The sequence below is a fragment of the Hymenobacter sp. IS2118 genome, from assembly GCF_000715495.1.
Lineage (GTDB): Bacteria > Bacteroidota > Bacteroidia > Cytophagales > Hymenobacteraceae > Hymenobacter.
In genome coordinates this window covers 101,522-119,208 of sequence record NZ_JNLX01000191.1, presented here as the reverse complement: position 1 = coordinate 119,208, position 17,687 = coordinate 101,522, and the positions used below count along the sequence as shown (strand labels likewise).

Sequence of the window (17,687 nt, the reverse complement as noted above, 5' to 3'; positions counted from 1 at the left end):
CAGACTAACCGCACTATGCAAGTTGGTGGCAAATCTGGGTCAGCAGCTCTTCTAAATAGGCATCGTTCCATCCGAGCCGCTTTCGTTTTTTCTTGATGCTGACCCGTGTGGGGTCCTGTTGCAGCAGGTTAAGCGCCATTTTGCGCACGAGGGCCAGGTTTTCCACGGCTTGGGCCTGGCGCAAGCGGTGGGCGTCTTCGCCCAGCGTCACGTCCAGGTGCCAGTGGAGCTTGTTTTCAATGGCCCAGTGGTCGCGCACGGCGGCCGTGGCCTGGGCCGGGGTCAGGCTCGCGCGGCTGCTGAGGTAGTAGCGCACGGCCTGCGACTGGGCCGGTCCGTCGACCGGGTGGCGGGTGGTCGCGACCCGGACCAGGGCGGCCAGCCCCGGCCAACGGCCTTCTTCATCGACCCAGCGCAGGTCGGTTTGGACGCTGACCTGGGTGCAGAGCGGGGTGTTGTGGGAGGCCAGGCTCCAGGATTCGAGCGTCTGCCGAGCGGGCACCTGAGCCAGGGCGCGTTCGGCCTCGGCCAAGAGCGTGGCCTGGTTCTCCTTGAGGGCCAGCAGGTAATCACCGCCTTGCTGGCAAATCTGGGCCGCGATGGCAGGTTGGCAGCTGAGCGCATCGAGGCTGACGAGGCAGCCGCGTACGTCGAGTAGGGCCAGTACGTCGGGGATGGCCGCCAGTTCGTGGCCTTTGCCCGCCGTGGCCACCTGGGCCAGGCTCAGGCCCTGGGCGCTGGCCACGGCCGACACCACGTGCAGCGCCTGCGGGCCGGAGCCGCGCAGGGTCTTACCGTCGATACAAACCTGGCCGAGTTGGTCGGCGGGCAGCACCTGCCGCATCCAGGCCAGAAAGGCCGCGTTGAACGCCGCCGCGTCCAGGTGCTGAAAGACCCGCCGGAAGGTATCGTCGGACGGAATACCGTTGTCCAGCGAGAGGTAGCGCCGAAAGACGGGTTCTTTCTGCTGGCCAAACCAGGCGATTTCCTCAAAATCGTCGGCCCCGCTCAGCACAGCTAGCACGCTGATAACGAGAATGTCTAATAGTTTGTGGCGAAAGTTTTTATTCTGCCGCCGGAAGTCCGGCACGTCGGCTAAGTGGGTGAGTAACGACATCGAACCAAGGGGGTAAGCCGCAAATTTACCCTTGCGCACATAGTGCGGTTAGTCTGTCGATACACAGACTTTTATCTGGCGGTCTGGATTTTTGACCCAAATTTCGGCGAGTCGGAAGTAGTGGTTGCAGTGGAAAAAATGATAAACCGCTACGAGGGACGATTTGGCGAAGTGTTGGAGTTGCCACTGCCTCCTGAGTATCAATCGTTGCCTGGTATATATGATTTGCGATGGACAGCTAAAGAATATGTTATGGTTTACACCCCCGAAGATTTCGCGGAAATGGGCAAGTGGGCCTCAAGAAAACCGCACTGGCCAGTTGAAGGCAGCAAGGGCGAACCGTTAATTATTGTCCAACTGGGTGTAGTGTGGGTAGGGCAGCTGGCTTAGTGAAAATTAACATCCTCACCCTGTTTGCTATTGCGGCGAAATAATCATACCTTTGCAAGCCAAATTTTAGGGGCAAACGGCTCCAAACAAACCATTCCTTAAATGCCAACCATCAATCAGTTAGTACGGAAAGGCCGTGAGGCTTTGACTACCAAGTCGAAGTCGCCCGCCCTTGATTCGTGCCCGCAGCGTCGGGGCGTATGCACTCGCGTGTATACCACCACGCCTAAGAAGCCGAACTCGGCTATGCGCAAAGTGGCCCGTGTGCGCCTTACCAACGGTAAGGAAGTAAACGCATACATCCCCGGTGAAGGCCACAACCTCCAGGAACACAGCATCGTGCTGATTCGTGGTGGCCGGGTTAAAGACTTGCCAGGTGTTCGCTACCACATTATCCGTGGCGCTCTGGACACCGCCGGTGTAAGCGGCCGGACCCAGCGTCGTTCTAAGTACGGTGCTAAGCGTCCGAAGCCCGGTCAGCCTGCCGCAGCAGCGAAAGGCGCACCCGCTAAGAAGAAGAAATAAATGATTTAGTTGTTGGTTGTTAGTTGTCAGTTGTCAGGTCGTGTAATCGACTCAGCAACTGACAACTGACAGCAAGCAACTGACAACTATATTCAATCATGAGAAAGTCAAAACCAAAAAAGCGCATCTTGCTGCCGGACCCTAAGTACAAGGAGACGCTGGTAACCCGCTTTGTGAACTACATGATGTACGACGGTAAGAAAAACCTCGCGTACACCATCTTCTATGATGCCTGCGACCTCGTGGAGCAGCGCACCAAGGAGAGCGGCCTCGAAATGTGGCGCAAAGCGTTGAACAACGTGATGCCCACCGTGGAAGTAAAGAGCCGCCGCGTAGGTGGTGCCACCTTCCAGGTTCCGATTGAAGTGCGCGCTGACCGCCGCATTTCGGTAGGTGCCAAGTGGATGATTCAGTACGCCCGTCGTCGTGGTGAGAAGACCATGAAGGACAAGCTGGCTGGCGAAATCATCGCCGCCGCTAAAGGTGAAGGTGCTGCCGTTAAGAAGAAAGACGACACCCACCGCATGGCCGAGGCTAACAAGGCCTTCTCGCACTTCCGTTTCTAAACTGGAAATTTGGGTTTGGGGTCTTAGGGACTTGGATTTATTTGACGGACTGTTCTGTTAAACGACCCGAGACCTGAGACCCCAAATTTATAAGCCCTAACCAATATCATGGCCGTTAACAAAGAACTTTACTACCTCCGCAACATCGGGATTATGGCGCACATCGACGCCGGTAAGACCACGACGTCGGAGCGTATTCTGTATTATACCGGTAAAACCCACAAAATCGGGGAGGTGCACGATGGTGCCGCCACGATGGACTGGATGGAGCAGGAGCAGGAGCGCGGCATCACGATTACTTCGGCTGCTACCACTACCTTCTGGAACTACCCTACCGACATCAAGGGTGACCCGACGCCGGATACCAAGCAGTACAAAATCAACCTGATTGATACCCCCGGCCACGTTGACTTCACGGTAGAAGTTGAGCGTTCGCTGCGCGTGCTCGATGGTGCTGTGGCACTGTTCTGCGCCGTTTCGGGCGTTGAGCCGCAGTCGGAGACTGTATGGCGTCAGGCTGACAAGTACAGCGTGCCCCGTATCTGCTTCGTGAACAAGATGGACCGCGCCGGTGCCGACTTCTTCAAGGCCGTAAACGAAATCAAGGAGAAGCTGGGTGCTAACCCCATTCCCCTCCAGATTCCGATTGGCGCTGAAGACACCTTCAAAGGCGTAGTTGACTTGCTGACTGGCAAAGCCATCGTGTGGGACGACAAAACCGAAGGCAAGTCGTACGACGAAATCCCCGTTCCCGAGGACCTCGTTGAGACGGTAGCCGAGTGGCGTCAGAAGCTCGTTGAGAGCGTTGCTGAGTATGATGACGCGTTGCTGGAGAAATTCTTCGACAACCCCGATTCCATCACGAAAGAGGAAATGATGGTCGTTATCCGCCAGGCGGTAATCGACATGAAGTTCTCGCCCGTGTTGTGCGGTTCGGCCTTCAAAAACAAGGGTGTGCAGACGATGCTGGATGCCGTTATGGCTTACCTGCCGTCGCCGCTCGACATGCCCGCCATTATCGGCACCGACCCCGATACCGGGGCCGAAATTGAGCGTCACCCCGACAACACGGAGCCGTTCACTGCCCTGGCGTTCAAAATTGCTACTGACCCATTCGTAGGCCGTCTGTGCTTCTTCCGTTGCTACAGCGGTGTGCTCGACGCTGGCTCGTACGTGCTCAACAACCGCACGGGCAAGAAGGAGCGTATCTCGCGCCTGATGCAGATGCACTCCAACAAGCAGAACCCGATTGACAAAATCCAGGCGGGCGACATTGCGGCAGGTGTTGGTTTCAAAGACATCCGCACCGGCGACACGCTGAGCGAAGAGAAGCACCCCATCGTCCTCGAGTCGATGAGCTTCCCCGAGCCGGTAATTGGCTACGCCATTGAGCCGAAAACGCAGGCCGACGTTGATAAAATGGGCATGGCCATCGCCAAGCTCATCGAGGAAGACCCCACGCTGAAAGTACACACCGACCCTGAGACTGGTCAGACGGTGTTGCGCGGCATGGGCGAGTTGCACTTGGAAATCATCATCGACCGCATGCGTCGTGAGTTCAAAGTGGAAATCAACCAGGGTGCCCCAATGGTGGCCTACAAGGAGATTCTCACCAAGAAAGTCGACCACCGCGAAACCTACAAGAAGCAGACCGGTGGCCGTGGTAAATTCGGCGACATCGTGTTTGAGCTCGGTCCGAAAGAGACCGACCCGGAAAAGCCCGGCTTCGAGTTCGACAACGCCATTGTGGGCGGTGTTATCCCCCGCGAATTCATTGCCCCCATCCAGAAGGGTTTTGAAGAAGCCATGAAGCAAGGTCCGTTGGCCGGCTTCCCGATTGAGGGCATGAAAGTTAAGCTCTATCACGGTTCCTTCCACGACGTTGACTCGGACGCCCTGTCGTTCGAACTCGCCGCCCGTGGTGGTTTCCGCGAAGCTGCCCGCCAGGCTGGCCCGAAATTGCTCGAGCCCATCATGAGCGTGGAAGTGGTGTGCCCCGACGAGTACACGGGTCCCGTAACCGGTGACTTGAACCGTCGTCGTGGTCTGATGAAAGGCATGGACACCAAAGGCGGTGCCCAGCTGATTAAGGCCGACGTGCCGCTGTCCGAGCTGTTCGGCTACGTTACTGCACTCCGTACGATTTCGTCGGGTCGGGCTTCGGCTTCGCTCACGTTCTCGCACTACGAGCAGGTGCCGACCAACATGGCCGAAGCCATCATTGCCAAAGTAAAAGGAAGTAAATAATACCGGTCACTAACTTGGTCAATCGGACCAAAACCCCCAATGAACCAGAAAATCCGCATTAAGCTGAAGTCCTACGACCACAACCTCGTAGACAAATCGGCCGAGAAAATCGTGAAAGCTGTGAAGGCAACCGGTGCCATCGTAAGCGGCCCGATTCCTTTGCCGACCCAAAAGGAGAAGTTCACCGTGTTGCGCTCGCCCCACGTGAACAAGAAGAGCCGGGAGCAGTTCCAGCTTTGCACCTACAAGCGCCTCGTGGACATCTTCTCGACTTCGTCGAAGACCGTTGATGCCCTGATGAAGCTGGAATTGCCCAGCGGCGTTGACGTAGAAATCAAAGTCTGAGGATTCGGTTTCAGTCTTAATTGAGAAAAAGCCCCACTGCATTTGGTTGCAGTGGGGCTTTTTCTTTAGAATTATGAAACAGTAGAAATTCGAAAATCGCGGGCGATTACATAATATGGCCCAATGAATAAGACCTTGAATTCTCCGCGAGGTGAGGGAATAGCTTCCAATGAGCCAAAATATCTTGTTGCTACACCATGCTTTTCGCAGGCAGCTATAACAGCTCGAACTATTGGTGCGGGAGCATAATCAAGTAGGATACCGTTGCCATGCAATAGGTTTTGCTGGGCTAAAGCGGCAGCAGCTTGCTTGCGATTTCCGAAAAGGGTTGTGCGCCAATCACGCCAATCTTGGTAGATAGCGTTTATACCTGTCACTATGTCCTCCAGTAAGCTCTGTGGGTCAGGCGGTTTAGAGTTGATGTATAATGTTGTTCGAGGTTCGTTATGGTTTAACAGTAGGGGATGATTTGTGTAGTATGACAGTGGACCACTCTTTCCGCGTTTCAGAAAATACTCTGCTTTATCCTTAAAGGCAATTTTGAACACTCCATCACCTACTGCCAAGTGCATGTAAGTCGTTTGAAGCAGGACAATTTTGGCTGTTTGATATTTGTCGATAAAATCAGTTAGCATATCGGAAGGTAGCGTTCAATAGCTGATGCACTAGGTGTCACCACTTCCGTTTGAATACAATTCACCTTAACTCTTGCCCTTCCACACTGCGCCGCCCTGTTGTTCTGCGGGTTCGTCATCGTTAGTACTTTCATCGCCGCTGGGTTTTTATGTATTACTGAGCATTGGCTCGCCTCTCCCTAAAAAGAGGGACCAAGGGTGAGTTGTTACCGAGCTAACAGCCTCACCACGAAATTATTTCTCACCATCATTGGGATGGCCCGGCCTTTTTTCCTATCTTTGCACTCCCTTAGCGAAAACGGCACTCGGCCGTTTTCTTTTAGTGTTCATTAATAACCAAATAGAATGCCTGGAATCATCGGTAAAAAAATCGGTATGACAAGCCTCTTCACTCCGGATGGGAAAAACATTCCCTGCACGCTCATCGAAGCGGGTCCGTGCGTAGTGACGCAGGTTAAGACTATCGCGAATGACGGTTACACCGCCATTCAAATTGGGTACGGCGAGAAAAAAGAGAAGAACACCACCAAAGCATTGGTTGGTCACTTCGCTAAAGCCGGTACGACCCCCAAGAAAAAACTGGTTGAATTCCGCCTCGACGCTGAATCGACTTACGCCGCCGGCGCCACCATCGACGCTACCCTCTTCGAGGAAGGCGAGTTTGTTGACGTAGTTGGCACTTCCAAAGGCAAGGGTTTCCAGGGTGTTGTAAAGCGTTACAACTTCCAGGGTGTTGGTGGCCAGACCCACGGTCAGCACAACCGTCTGCGTCACCCCGGTTCGATTGGTGCCTGCTCCTGGCCTTCGCGCGTATTCAAAGGAATGCGCATGGGTGGCCGGATGGGCAACGACCGCGTGAAAGTGCAGAACCTGAAGGTGATGCGCGTAGTAGGCGACAAGAACCTGATTCTGGTGAGCGGCTCGATTCCCGGTGCTAAGAATTCTTACGTGGTAATCGAGAAATAGACTAGTACGATGGAACTCGCAGTATATAGCCTCAAAGGCGAAGACACCGGCCGCAAAGTGACCCTGTCTGACGCCATCTTCGGTCTCGAAGTAAACGAGCACGTGATGTACCTGGACGTGAAGCAGTACCTGGCCAACCAGCGCCAGGGTACGCATAAGTCCAAGCAGCGCAACGAGGTGCACGGCACCACGAAGAAACTGAAGAAGCAAAAAGGTACGGGCGGCGCCCGTGCCGGCAGCATGAAGTCGGGTGTGTTTGTTGGTGGTGGTCGGATGTTCGGTCCGCAGCCCCGCGACTACGGCTTCAAGTTGAACAAGAAGACCAAGCGCGTAGCTCGTCTCTCGGCTCTGTCGAGCCTGGCGAAGGATGGCAAAATCTCCATCGTGGAGAACATTGCCATGGATGCTCCCCGCACCAAGGACTTCGTTGCCATAATGGACGGCCTCAAGCTGAACAATGGCAAAAAGACCATGCTCGTGACCGGTGAGGTTAACAAAAACGTGCTCCTGAGCGCCCGCAACCTACAGAAAGTGAAAGTGTCGACGCCTATCGGCCTCAACACCCACGACCTGTTGAACACGGACACGCTGCTGATTTCGGAAGACGGCATGGCTTCATTGGTTGAACTCTATAGCACCGCCGAATAATGAGCACGCTGAAACGCCCCATCGTTACTGAAAAGGCCACTGGCCTCAACGAGAAAGGTCGCTACACTTTCGAAGTGGAGCGCACCGCCAACAAAGTGCAAATCAAGAAGGACATTGAAACGCTGTACGGCGTGACGATTACCGACATCAACACGATGCGCACCATTGGCAAAATGAAGTCGAAAGGCACTAAAGGCGGCCAGGTTTCCGGTCGTCGTGCTCACGGCAAGAAAGCCATTGTTACCGTGAAAGAAGGCGATGTAATCGACTTCTACGGCAACTTGTAGGCCTTTCGCCAACAAAAGATTCTTCCGCCGCAAAAGCACAACTAGCTAGTAATGGCACTTAAAAAACTCAGACCAACAACCCCAGGGCAACGCCACCGCGTTGCGCCGATGTTCGACGAGATTACAACGTCGACGCCGGAGAAGTCTTTGATGACTTCCCTCCCCAAATCGGGTGGCCGGAACTCTTCCGGTAAAATGTCCAACCGCTACATCGGCGGTGGTCATAAAACCCAGTACCGTATCGTGGACTTCAAGCGTGACAAGGCCGGTGTGCCCGCCACGGTGAAGACCATCGAGTACGACCCGAACCGGACCGCCCGCATTGCCCTGCTCAGCTACGCTGACGGCGAGAAGCGTTACATCATCGCTCCCGCCGGCATGCAGGTAGGCGCGAAGATTGTATCGGGCCCCGGCGTGGCTCCCGAAGTGGGCAATACCTTGCCGCTGCGCGAGATTCCCCTCGGTACCATCCTCCACAACATCGAATTGCAGCCCGGTCAGGGTGCGGCCATGGCCCGCTCGGCTGGTACCTACGCCCAAATCGTAGCCCGCGAAGAGAAGTACGCCACGCTCAAATTGCCTTCCGGCGAGATGCGCATGGTACTCGTTACCTGCATGGCTACCGTTGGTACCGTGTCGAATGGCGACCACATGAACACTGTGATGGGTAAGGCTGGCCGGAACCGGTGGGCTGGTCGTCGCCCCCGCGTTCGTGGTGTGGTGATGAACCCTGTCGACCACCCCATGGGTGGTGGCGAAGGCAAATCGTCGGGTGGTCACCCGCGTAGCCGTAACGGCATTTTGGCTAAGGGCCAGAAGACCCGTAACAAGAACAAGTATTCGGAGAACCTGATTGTGAGCCGCAAAGGCAAGAAGTAATATATGGCACGTTCACTCAAAAAAGGGCCGTACATTGACTTCCGGCTGGAAAAGAAAGTCATGGCACTCGAAACGGCCGGTAAAAAATCAGTGGTGAAGACTTGGTCGCGCCGCTCGATGATTTCCCCCGATTTCGTTGGCCACACATTCGCTGTTCACAACGGCAATAAGTTCATCCCGGTGTATGTGACCGAGAACATGGTAGGACACAAGTTGGGCGAATTTGCCCCGACGCGTAACTTCCGTGGTCACGTCGCCAAAAAAGATAAAGGCAAGCGCTAAGATGGAAGCAGTAGCAAAACTCCGCAATGTGCCGACCTCGCCTCGTAAGATGCGACTGGTGGCCGACCTCGTGCGCGGCAAGAAAGTGACCCAGGCCCTCGGCCTGTTGCGCTTCGAAGCCAATATCGGCGCCGAGAAGATTGAGAAACTGCTCCTTTCGGCCTTGGCCAACTGGCAGCAGCACAACGAAGAAGAGCGGATTGAGGACGCAAACCTCTACATCAGCGAAATCTTCGTGGACGAAGGACGCCAGCTGAAGCGCCTGCGCCCCGCCCCCCAGGGCCGTGGCCACCGCATCCGCAAGCGCAGCAACCACGTGACCCTGAAAATCGACACGAAAGTGGAGAAAGTTGGTTCGAAAGCGGCTCGCGCCCAAGCTGAAACTACCGAAAACCCTAAGGCCGACGCCAAATCCTAATTTAATATGGGACAGAAAGTAAATCCGGTTGGCTTCCGCTTGGGAGTTATTAAAGGCTGGGACTCGAACTGGTACGGAGGCAAGGACTTCGCCGAGAAATTGGTGGAGGACGAGAAAATCCGCAAGTACATCAACGCCCGCATTCAGAAAGGTGGCATCAGCCGCATTGTGATTGAGCGCACCCTGAAGCGCATCACCATCACCATCAACACGGCTCGTCCGGGTGTGGTAATTGGTAAAGGCGGCCAGGAGGTTGACAAGATTAAGGACGAGCTGAAGCAAATCACCAGCAAAGACGTTCAAATCAACATCTTCGAAATCAAGCGTCCGGAGTTGGATGCCAAGCTGGTCGGCGAGAGCATCGCCCAGCAGCTGGCCGCTCGTATCTCCTTCCGTCGCGCCATGAAGATGTCGATTCAGGCTGCGATGCGTGTTGGTGCCGAAGGCATCAAGATTCAGTGCGGTGGCCGTCTCGGCGGTGCGGAAATTGCCCGTTCGGAGCAGTACAAAGAAGGTCGTACGCCGCTGCACACGCTGCGCGCCGATATCGACTACGCTTTGTCGGAAGCTCAGACCGTGTATGGCAAAATCGGCATCAAGGTGTGGGTAATGCGCGGTGAGGTATTCGGCAAGCCTGACCTTTCGCCCAACCAGCAGCTCACCAACCCCGGTGGCGACACCGGCGGACGTCGTGACGACCGTGGCCCTCGTGGCGAGCGGGGCGACCGTGACCGTGGCCCCCGTCGTGACGGTGGTGCTGGTGGCCGTGGTGGCAACGACCGTGGTGGCAACGCCGGTGGTGGCGACAACGCTGGTCCCCGTCGCAACGGCCCCGCGCAGGGTGCTGGTGCCGGTGGTGCCGGCCGTGGCCCGCGTCGCTAGACGTTTCTAAGTAAGAGCGTCATGCAGCGCGCCGCGAAGCATGACGTTCTGATTTTCTCTCGATTCTCTTTAAAATTTCAATAAAATGTTACAACCGAAAAGGACCAAGTATCGCAAGATGCAAAAGGGTCGCGTGACTGGCCTGGCCTACCGCGGCAGCTCCATCGACTTCGGTTCGTTCGCTATCAAGTCGCTGGAAGTGTCTTGGATTACGGCTCGCCAAATTGAGGCTGCCCGTATTGCCATGACCCGCGCCATGAAACGCGAAGGGCAAGTATGGATTCGCATTTTCCCCGACAAACCTATTACCAAGAAGCCTGCTGAAGTGCGGATGGGTAAGGGCAAAGGCTCGCCCGAGTATTGGGTAGCCTGCGTGAAGCCGGGTCAAATCATGTTCGAGTCGGACGGCGTATCGCTGGAAGTAGCTAAGGAGTCGCTCCGTCTGGCGGCTCAGAAGCTGCCGGTTCGTACTTCATTCGTGGTTCGCCGCGACTACACGGACGCCGCTTAAGTCATGAAGAACAAGACCGACCACAAAGGCCTTTCCGCCGACGCGCTGAAAGAGCAAATCAAAACCGAGCAGGCTACGGGCCAGCAGCTGCGTTTCGCTCATGCGATTTCGCCCCTGGAAAACCCTGCCCGCCTCAAGGCCAACCGTAAAAACGTCGCCCGCTTGCTCACCGAGCAGACTCGTCGGAACAACGAGCAGGCCTCTAACCCCGCTTAATTCCGATGGCAACCGACGAAACAACCCAAGACCAAACTGCTGCTGAAGCCTCGCGCAACATGCGCAAGGAAATCACCGGCAAGGTGACGAGCTCGAAGATGGACAAGTCCATCACCGTGGCTGTGGTGCAGAAGCAGAAGCACCCCATGTACGGCAAGTTCGTGACCAAAACCACGAAATTCCACGCCCACGACGAGAAAAACGAGTGTGGCGAAGGCGACACGGTTCTCATCATGAGCACCCGCCCGTTGAGCAAAACCAAGCGGTGGCGCCTGGTGGAAATTATTGAACGCGCTAAATAATCTAATTCGATGATACAGCAAGAATCCCGCCTGACGGTGGCCGACAACAGCGGCGCTAAGGAAGTCCTCTGCATCCGCGTTTTGGGTGGCACGGGCAAGAAATACGCCAGCGTTGGCGACAAGATTGTAGTAGCCATCAAGTCGGCTATTCCTTCGGGCAACGCTAAGAAAGGCACCGTGAGCAAGGCCGTAGTAGTGCGTGTGAAGAAAGAAGTACGCCGTAAGGACGGTTCGTACATTCGCTTCGACGACAACGCTGCCGTGTTGCTCAACAACAACGACGAGCCCCGCGGCACGCGCATCTTCGGCCCAGTGGCCCGTGAGCTGCGTGAGCGTCAGTTCATGAAAATCGTATCCCTAGCACCCGAAGTACTCTAAATCATGGCTATCAGAAAAGCAGACCCCGTGCAGCTGCACGTAAAGTCGGGCGATACCGTGAAGGTGATTGCTGGCGACGAAAAGGGCAAAACCGGCAAAATCGTGTCGGTAAACCGGGTAACCCAGCGCGTAACCGTTGAGGGGTTGAACCTGGTGACGAAACACAACAAGCCGAGCGCCAAATCGCCCCAGGGCGGCATCACCAAGATGGAGGCGCCCATGCACGTGAGCAACGTGCAGGCTATCAACCCCACCACCGGTGAGCGGGTGCGCAAAGGCGCGGCAGCTAACGCAGCTCCGGCTGCGCCTGCCAAGGCCAAGCGTGCCACTGCCAAAACGGCTTAAGCAGCCCCCCGCATCATGGCCCGTCTCAAAGACATTTATAAAAAAGACATCGTACCCGCGCTCCAGGAGAAATTCCAGTTCAAGAGCATCATGCAGGTACCCCGTGTCACCAAAATCTGCATCAACCGTGGCATTGGCGCTGCGGTAGCTGACAAGAAATTGGTAGACAACGGCGTGGAAGAGCTGACGGTTATCACCGGTCAGAAAGCCATTGCCACTATCGCCAAGAAATCAGTGTCGAACTTTAAGCTCCGCGAAGGCATGCCTATCGGTGCGAAAGTGACGCTGCGCGGCGAGAAAATGTACGAGTTCATGGACCGTTTGCTGACGGTAGCCCTGCCCCGCGTACGTGACTTCAAAGGCATCAACGACAAGGGTTTCGATGGTCGTGGCAACTACACGCTCGGCGTGAAGGAGCAAATCATCTTCCCCGAAATCTCGATTGACAAAATCAAAAGCATCTCGGGCATGGACATCACGTTCGTGACCAGCGCCGAGAATGACGAGCAGAGCTACGAGCTGCTCAAGGCTTTCGGTATGCCTTTCGCCAACGCTAAAAAAGACGCTTAATCCCTACCTCTTATGGCTAAAGAATCCATCAAAGCACGGGAGCGCAAGCGCATTGCCACCGTGGCCCGCTACGCTGAGAAGCGCAAGGCACTGAAAGCTGCCGGCGACTACGAAGGTCTCGACAAGCTGCCCAAAAACGCTTCGCCCGTGCGCCTGCACAACCGCGACATGATTGACGGCCGCCCCCGCGGCTACATGCGCAAGTTTGGCATCAGCCGCGTGCGTTTCCGCGAAATGGCCCTCGCCGGCAAGATTCCCGGTGTGACCAAGTCGAGCTGGTAGTACCCGGTTTAGGCTTCTCGCTTAGTAGTTTGATAGCCGTCCCAACTTTAGTTGGGGCGGCTATCTTTGTTTTATTCAAGTGCAATCAATCTATATAACAAATCAGTATGAAACAGCTACTATACATTTTCTCAATCATTCTCCTCATCCATACTTGCTCCTGTTCAGGGAAAACAAAATTTGAGGAGTTGCTGGTTGGAGAATGGGTTTCCGAGAAAACATCTGAAGCTCCAAATATCTCAGTTGTGATTGAAAAAAGGCAAGGTGTTTACAACGTTAAATCAAATGATTTCAATCTGCCAGGAGAAGTACTGATGGATGCTCAGGTGTTACGCGTACAAGGAGAAAACCATGCAGGTATGATTATTCTATTTGATTTTTATCCCAATAAAGACGGGACGATGACAATGATGGGAAATTATGATATTCAATTCAGACGTGTGAAATAGCTACTCTTTCTGGGTGACATCATCGTCCGGGTAATACCAATGCGCTTGGCGCGGTGATATGTACGTTTGACTCTTGCCACTCCCGTTTCATCAGATGCTGGGGCGGCGGGTGGTGGGGGCGGGGGAGATAAATTGACTGGCGGTCACTCTACAAATTCCTGAAATTATAGAACTCAGAGTCCCCTACTGCAGCAGACTGTGAAGCTACCGAAAGGCTGTAGGAACATGCTGAGTGTTGCGTATCAGGCGGCAACATAGGTGGGCGGTGTAATGAATCTCACGGTACTAGGGCCTTTGCTGGCGTAGCGGTTGCACAAGGCTGTTTCATGCTGGAAAACAATTTGTTAAACTCGTGCTTGATGTCTATACTCATCATTCACCTACGCTCTCTATTGCAAACCAGTACCTAGCCCATGCCCAAAATCATTTCTCCCCAGGTAGAATACGCCACCCTGCTGGCCCAGGTGAAGCAGGTGACTCCGGAAATATTCACCGCCGAGGGTGGTTTCCTTAATTTGATGGAGGGGCGTTGGCAGGAAACCGGCCGGCCTCGTGAGTTTCGTTCGCCCATTGATGGTACCGTACTGGGGAGTTTGCCCATGCTGAACCAAGACGAGGCTATTCGCGCTGTGGTGGCTGCTAAGAACGAATCCGTCGCCTGGGCCGCTATCAGCCATGATGAGCGTCGCAACAAGGTTCAGGATGCCTTGGACTTATTACGGCCCCAAGTAGAGCTCATCGGAAAATTGTTGATGTGGGAAATCGGTAAGACCTATAAGCTAGGCTTCACCGACATTGACCGAGCCGTGGAGGGCGCGCAATGGTACGTCGATAACATTGATTCGATGCTGAGGAATCGTACCCCTTTGGGCCTAGTGTCCAACATTGCGTCCTGGAACTATCCCATGTCGGTGCTACTCCACGCCGTACTGGTCCAAACTTTGTGCGGCAATTCGGTTGTAGCCAAGACGCCCACTGACGGGGGCTTTATCTCCCTGAGTTTGGCATTTGCCTTAATGCGCCGGACCGGCTTGCCCGTGACGCTGGTGAGTGGCGCCGGTGGTGAGTTGAGCGACGCGCTGGTAAAGCACCCCGCCATCGATTGCCTCAGCTTCGTGGGCGGCCGCAAAAATGCCCGCAACATTGCCGATGCGCTTTCTACCACTGATAAGCGCTACATGCTCGAAATGGAGGGTGTCAACGCCTACGGCATCTGGGATTACAGCGACTGGAGTGCTCTGGCCGACCAAATCAAAAAAGGCTACGACTATGGCAAGCAGCGCTGCACCGCGTATGTGCGTTTCGTGGTGGAGCGGCGGCTATTTCCCCAATTCCTCGAAACTTATACCGAAGCCGTGCGCAACCTGAAGGTGGGCAATCCTACGTTGGTTGATAATGCAAATGACAAACTGCCGGACCTAGCCTTTGGTCCGGTCATCAATTCCTTACAAGCCCAAGACCTTGACCGTCTCTACGCTGACGCCCTTAAGACCGGTGCCACACCTATTTATGAGGGTAAGTTCGACGATAGTCTCTTCCTGCCCGGCCAGGACCGGTCGGCGTATGCCATGCCCCGCGCACTGGTAAATCTGCCCCGGCAGAGTGAGCTCTATTTTAAAGAGCCCTTTGGTCCCATCGACAGCATCGTGCTGGTTGACCGGATGGAGGAGTTGGTAGGAGAGATGAATATCTCGAATGGCGCTCTCGTAGCCGCTATTGCTTCCGATGATGAGGAGTTGGCCCGCCGCACGGCCCGCGAGATACGCTCCTTTAAGGTAGGCATCAACAAGTTGCGCTCGCGTGGTGACCGCGAAGAAGTGTTTGGAGGTTTGGGCGAATCTTGGAAAGGAGCCTTCGTAGGCGGTAAGCTACTGGTGGAAGCAGTAACCAAAGGTCCTGTTGGCCAGCCCATACTCGGCAACTACCCCGACGCCACCTACCTGCCCGAAAAAGCCTAACAGCTAAACGCTGCTTAACTAAAGAGGCAGAAGAGACCGAGAAGAAAGCTGTTTTGAGCCTCAGCCGTGCTGACGGCTGGGGCTTTTCACACAAAGCACATATAGCCGGGCAGGCAGTGCGGGCCGCACCATCTACATACAGCATGCAGGAAACTTCAACGTAACACTTGCAAAACCCCTGTGAGCCTGCTACCTTTGCACTCCCAAAACCTGAGGCTTGCCTCGAAAACCATTTGGCAGGTTGCCAAAAGAAACCATTGGCCGAGCCGTCGCCGGACGTGCCAAGTAGTCTTAACCGAAATTTCGTTGGTCCCGTTGGGCACCCGGCGAAATTTTCTTATCTTTGCGCTCCGAAAAAAGCGGACGTATTTAACACATAATGAACACTGACCCCATTGCCGACTACCTGACCCGGGTGCGCAACGCCATGAAGGCGAACCACCGGGTGGTAGAAATTCCGGCCAGCAACATCAAAAAGGAAATCACGAAGGTGCTCTATCACAAGGGCTACATTCAGTCGTACCGTTTTGATGATTCTTCGGTTCAGGGCATCATCAAGATTGCCTTGAAGTACAACCCGACCACGAAGGCACCTGCCATCACCAAGCTGCAGCGCGTTTCGACGCCCGGCTTGCGTCAGTACGTGGCCGCCGACAACCTGCCCCGCGTACTCAGCGGCCTGGGCGTCGCCATCATCTCGACCTCTAAGGGTGTGATGACGGAGAAAGAGTGCAAAACCGAGAACGTGGGCGGCGAAGTGCTGTGCTACGTGTACTAATCCGGAACCGCTTTAGCAAATTCAATTATGTCACGTATTGGTAAACTGCCGATTTCCGTCCCTGCTGGGGTTGATATTTCGGTCGACAAAGACAACGCGGTGACGGTGAAAGGCCCTAAGGGCTCGCTCACTACGCAAGTAGACCGCGACATCGCCGTTGCCATCGAAGATGGTTCCCTCCTGGTGACCCGTCCCACGGAGCAGAAGCGCCACAAGGCCATGCACGGCCTGTACCGCTCGCTCATCAACAACATGGTGCTCGGTGTGAGCAACGGTTTCGAGAAGAAGCTGGAACTGGTTGGTGTAGGTTACAAAGCCTCCCTCTCTGGTTCGACGTTGGAGTTGGCCCTGGGCTATTCGCACAACATTTTCATCGCCCTGCCAAAAGAGGTAACTGCTACGGCCGTTACCGACAAAGGCAAAAACCCGATTGTCACGCTCAACAGCATCGACAATCAGCTATTGGGTCAGGTAGCTGCTAAAATTCGTTCGTTGCGTAAAGTTGAGCCTTACAAAGGCAAAGGTGTACGTTTCGTGGGCGAAATCATCCGTCGCAAAGCTGGTAAAACGGCCTCTAAATAAGTTCGCATCATGGCATTTGATAAGGCACAACGCCGCAAGCGGATTCAGCGCATCATCCGTTCCAAGGTGGCTGGCACGTCCGAGCGGCCGCGGCTCTCGGTGTTCCGTAGCAACACGGGCATCTACGCTCAGATTATCGACGACACCACCGGCCGTACGCTGGCGTCTGCTACGTCGAAAAAAGTAACCGCCGAGGGCGGCAACGGTGTAGCTCTGGCTGCTGCCGTAGGACGGCAAGTTGCCGCCGTAGCTCTGGAAAAAGGCATTACCAAAGTGGTGTTCGACCGCTCGGGTTACCTCTACCACGGTCGCGTTAAATCATTGGCTGAAGGTGCTCGCGAAGGCGGCCTCAATTTCTAAACTATCATGGCGCAAGAACGCGACAACAATCGTCCTGGCGGAGACCGTCAGCGCAGCAACGACCGCGACCGGAATAAGGACAACTCCCGCATGGGTGCTGACTCCGACTTCAAGGAAAAAGTAGTAGCCATCAACCGCGTAGCGAAGGTGGTGAAAGGCGGTCGCCGCTTTAGCTTTTCTGCCATTGTGGTAGTAGGCGACGGCAACGGCAACGTAGGCTATGGCCTCGGCAAAGCCAACGAAGTAACCGACGCCATTGCCAAAGGCATTGACGACGCTAAGAAGAACGTGGTGAAAGTACCGATGTACAAGCATACCGTTCCTCACCTCATGGAAGGCCGCTACGGCGGTGGTTTCGTGCTCATCCAGCCCGCAGCGGCTGGTACGGGTGTAATCGCCGGCGGTGCAATGCGCGCCGTGTTCGAGAGCGCTGGTATCAAGGATGTGCTGGCGAAGTCGAAAGGCTCGTCGAACCCTCACAACGTGGTGAAAGCGACGTTTGCAGCCCTCGCTAAAATGCGCGACCCGTTGCAAATCGCTCAAGCCCGTGGTATCTCTTTGGCCCGCGTTTTTAACGGTTAATTGACATGGCACAAATTCAAGTAAAGCTCGTGCGCAGCGCCATTGACCGCCCCGAGCGTCAGAAGCGCACCGTTCAGTCCCTCGGCCTGAACAAACTCAACAGCACTGCTACCCACGAAGTAAACCCGTCCGTTATGGGCATGGTGAAAAGCGTGCAGCATTTGCTCCTCGTAACCGAACTGTAAGA

At 55.0% G+C, this 17,687-nt stretch carries 28 protein-coding genes; 26 read left to right on the top strand and 2 right to left on the bottom strand.

From position 1 onward, the window contains the following. Positions 1 to 13: 13 nt before the first annotated feature. Positions 14 to 1,117, bottom strand: a complete 1,104-nt coding sequence (locus tag GM79_RS21475; protein WP_035559885.1) for an ISAs1 family transposase — start codon at positions 1,115 to 1,117, stop codon at positions 14 to 16. A 42-nt stretch (positions 1,118 to 1,159) separates the two neighbouring features. Between GM79_RS21475 and GM79_RS21470 the strand changes: the two genes are divergently transcribed. The 5 genes from GM79_RS21470 to rpsJ all read left to right on the top strand — a co-directional run bounded on the left by GM79_RS21470 (position 1,160) and on the right by rpsJ (position 5,190). Next, entirely contained in the window at positions 1,160 to 1,507 is a 348-nt protein-coding gene (locus GM79_RS21470) for a hypothetical protein (protein ID WP_035567922.1), read from the top strand. A 102-nt stretch (positions 1,508 to 1,609) separates the two neighbouring features. Continuing rightward, a complete protein-coding gene (gene rpsL / locus GM79_RS21465) occupies positions 1,610 to 2,032 on the top strand; it encodes a 30S ribosomal protein S12 (RefSeq protein WP_035567920.1) in 423 nt (140 codons plus the stop codon). 98 nt (positions 2,033 to 2,130) lie between these two features. Then, the gene (gene rpsG / locus GM79_RS21460) at positions 2,131 to 2,598 is read left to right on the top strand and encodes a 30S ribosomal protein S7 (RefSeq protein ID WP_035567919.1); all 468 of its coding nucleotides are present in this window, start codon (positions 2,131 to 2,133) and stop codon (positions 2,596 to 2,598) included. Between the two features lie 108 nt (positions 2,599 to 2,706). Next, positions 2,707 to 4,845, top strand: coding sequence for an elongation factor G (gene fusA, locus GM79_RS21455; RefSeq protein WP_035567917.1), 2,139 nt, complete (start codon positions 2,707 to 2,709; stop codon positions 4,843 to 4,845). 39 nt (positions 4,846 to 4,884) lie between these two features. Continuing rightward, a complete protein-coding gene (gene rpsJ, locus GM79_RS21450) occupies positions 4,885 to 5,190 on the top strand; it encodes a 30S ribosomal protein S10 (RefSeq protein WP_035567915.1) in 306 nt (101 codons plus the stop codon). A 71-nt stretch (positions 5,191 to 5,261) separates the two neighbouring features. Here the strand turns inward: rpsJ and GM79_RS25165 are convergent, their stop codons facing one another. Beyond that, positions 5,262 to 5,825 (bottom strand): hypothetical protein, encoded by a 564-nt coding sequence (locus GM79_RS25165; RefSeq protein WP_152560132.1) that lies wholly within the window; start codon positions 5,823 to 5,825, stop codon positions 5,262 to 5,264. 345 nt (positions 5,826 to 6,170) lie between these two features. On the opposite strand from GM79_RS25165, the gene rplC reads away from it, so the two are divergent. From rplC to rpmD, 21 genes are all read left to right on the top strand, one after another. Next, the gene (gene rplC / locus GM79_RS21445) at positions 6,171 to 6,791 is read left to right on the top strand and encodes a 50S ribosomal protein L3 (RefSeq protein WP_035567912.1); all 621 of its coding nucleotides are present in this window, start codon (positions 6,171 to 6,173) and stop codon (positions 6,789 to 6,791) included. 9 nt (positions 6,792 to 6,800) lie between these two features. Then, positions 6,801 to 7,439: a 50S ribosomal protein L4 gene (gene rplD, locus GM79_RS21440; RefSeq protein WP_035567910.1), complete on the top strand. Its 639-nt coding sequence runs from the start codon at positions 6,801 to 6,803 to the stop codon at positions 7,437 to 7,439. Continuing rightward, positions 7,439 to 7,726 carry a 50S ribosomal protein L23 gene (gene rplW / locus GM79_RS21435; RefSeq protein ID WP_035567908.1) on the top strand — a complete coding sequence of 96 codons (288 nt, stop codon included), beginning with the start codon at positions 7,439 to 7,441 and terminating at the stop codon, positions 7,724 to 7,726. Before rplD ends, rplW begins: the two co-directional genes overlap by 1 nt. 51 nt (positions 7,727 to 7,777) lie before the next feature. Further along, positions 7,778 to 8,605, top strand: a complete 828-nt coding sequence (rplB, locus tag GM79_RS21430; protein WP_035567906.1) for a 50S ribosomal protein L2 — start codon at positions 7,778 to 7,780, stop codon at positions 8,603 to 8,605. Positions 8,606 to 8,608: 3 nt separating this feature from the next. Beyond that, entirely contained in the window at positions 8,609 to 8,887 is a 279-nt protein-coding gene (gene rpsS / locus GM79_RS21425; protein ID WP_035567903.1) for a 30S ribosomal protein S19, read from the top strand. A 1-nt stretch (position 8,888) separates the two neighbouring features. Next, complete coding sequence (gene rplV / locus GM79_RS21420) at positions 8,889 to 9,305, top strand: 50S ribosomal protein L22 (protein ID WP_051719166.1); 417 nt, start codon at positions 8,889 to 8,891, stop codon at positions 9,303 to 9,305. A 6-nt stretch (positions 9,306 to 9,311) separates the two neighbouring features. After that, entirely contained in the window at positions 9,312 to 10,187 is an 876-nt protein-coding gene (gene rpsC, locus GM79_RS21415) for a 30S ribosomal protein S3 (protein ID WP_035567901.1), read from the top strand. 85 nt (positions 10,188 to 10,272) lie between these two features. After that, entirely contained in the window at positions 10,273 to 10,698 is a 426-nt protein-coding gene (gene rplP, locus GM79_RS21410; RefSeq protein ID WP_035567899.1) for a 50S ribosomal protein L16, read from the top strand. A 3-nt stretch (positions 10,699 to 10,701) separates the two neighbouring features. Further along, on the top strand, positions 10,702 to 10,914 hold the full coding sequence (rpmC, locus tag GM79_RS21405) for a 50S ribosomal protein L29 (protein WP_035567897.1): 213 nt from the start codon (positions 10,702 to 10,704) through the stop codon (positions 10,912 to 10,914). Positions 10,915 to 10,919: 5 nt separating this feature from the next. Next, positions 10,920 to 11,216, top strand: coding sequence for a 30S ribosomal protein S17 (rpsQ, locus tag GM79_RS21400; RefSeq protein ID WP_051719165.1), 297 nt, complete (start codon positions 10,920 to 10,922; stop codon positions 11,214 to 11,216). A gap of 9 nt (positions 11,217 to 11,225) precedes the next feature. Beyond that, complete coding sequence (gene rplN, locus GM79_RS21395; protein ID WP_035567895.1) at positions 11,226 to 11,594, top strand: 50S ribosomal protein L14; 369 nt, start codon at positions 11,226 to 11,228, stop codon at positions 11,592 to 11,594. Positions 11,595 to 11,597: 3 nt separating this feature from the next. Further along, the gene (gene rplX / locus GM79_RS24425; RefSeq protein WP_081867929.1) at positions 11,598 to 11,939 is read left to right on the top strand and encodes a 50S ribosomal protein L24; all 342 of its coding nucleotides are present in this window, start codon (positions 11,598 to 11,600) and stop codon (positions 11,937 to 11,939) included. A gap of 15 nt (positions 11,940 to 11,954) precedes the next feature. Continuing rightward, entirely contained in the window at positions 11,955 to 12,509 is a 555-nt protein-coding gene (rplE, locus tag GM79_RS24420) for a 50S ribosomal protein L5 (RefSeq protein ID WP_035567893.1), read from the top strand. Positions 12,510 to 12,521: 12 nt separating this feature from the next. Continuing rightward, a complete protein-coding gene (gene rpsN / locus GM79_RS21380; RefSeq protein WP_035567891.1) occupies positions 12,522 to 12,791 on the top strand; it encodes a 30S ribosomal protein S14 in 270 nt (89 codons plus the stop codon). 107 nt (positions 12,792 to 12,898) lie between these two features. Next, entirely contained in the window at positions 12,899 to 13,240 is a 342-nt protein-coding gene (locus tag GM79_RS25160) for a hypothetical protein (RefSeq protein ID WP_152560131.1), read from the top strand. Positions 13,241 to 13,653: 413 nt separating this feature from the next. Further along, positions 13,654 to 15,198, top strand: coding sequence for an aldehyde dehydrogenase family protein (locus GM79_RS21375; protein ID WP_035567889.1), 1,545 nt, complete (start codon positions 13,654 to 13,656; stop codon positions 15,196 to 15,198). Between the two features lie 379 nt (positions 15,199 to 15,577). Then, positions 15,578 to 15,976, top strand: a complete 399-nt coding sequence (rpsH, locus tag GM79_RS21370) for a 30S ribosomal protein S8 (protein ID WP_035567887.1) — start codon at positions 15,578 to 15,580, stop codon at positions 15,974 to 15,976. A 27-nt stretch (positions 15,977 to 16,003) separates the two neighbouring features. Further along, positions 16,004 to 16,558 (top strand): 50S ribosomal protein L6, encoded by a 555-nt coding sequence (gene rplF, locus GM79_RS21365; protein WP_035567885.1) that lies wholly within the window; start codon positions 16,004 to 16,006, stop codon positions 16,556 to 16,558. Between the two features lie 9 nt (positions 16,559 to 16,567). Continuing rightward, complete coding sequence (gene rplR, locus GM79_RS24415) at positions 16,568 to 16,918, top strand: 50S ribosomal protein L18 (RefSeq protein ID WP_035567882.1); 351 nt, start codon at positions 16,568 to 16,570, stop codon at positions 16,916 to 16,918. 6 nt (positions 16,919 to 16,924) lie between these two features. Next, positions 16,925 to 17,500: a 30S ribosomal protein S5 gene (gene rpsE / locus GM79_RS24410; protein WP_051719164.1), complete on the top strand. Its 576-nt coding sequence runs from the start codon at positions 16,925 to 16,927 to the stop codon at positions 17,498 to 17,500. A gap of 5 nt (positions 17,501 to 17,505) precedes the next feature. Then, on the top strand, positions 17,506 to 17,685 hold the full coding sequence (gene rpmD / locus GM79_RS21350; protein ID WP_035567880.1) for a 50S ribosomal protein L30: 180 nt from the start codon (positions 17,506 to 17,508) through the stop codon (positions 17,683 to 17,685). Positions 17,686 to 17,687 lie beyond the last annotated feature (2 nt).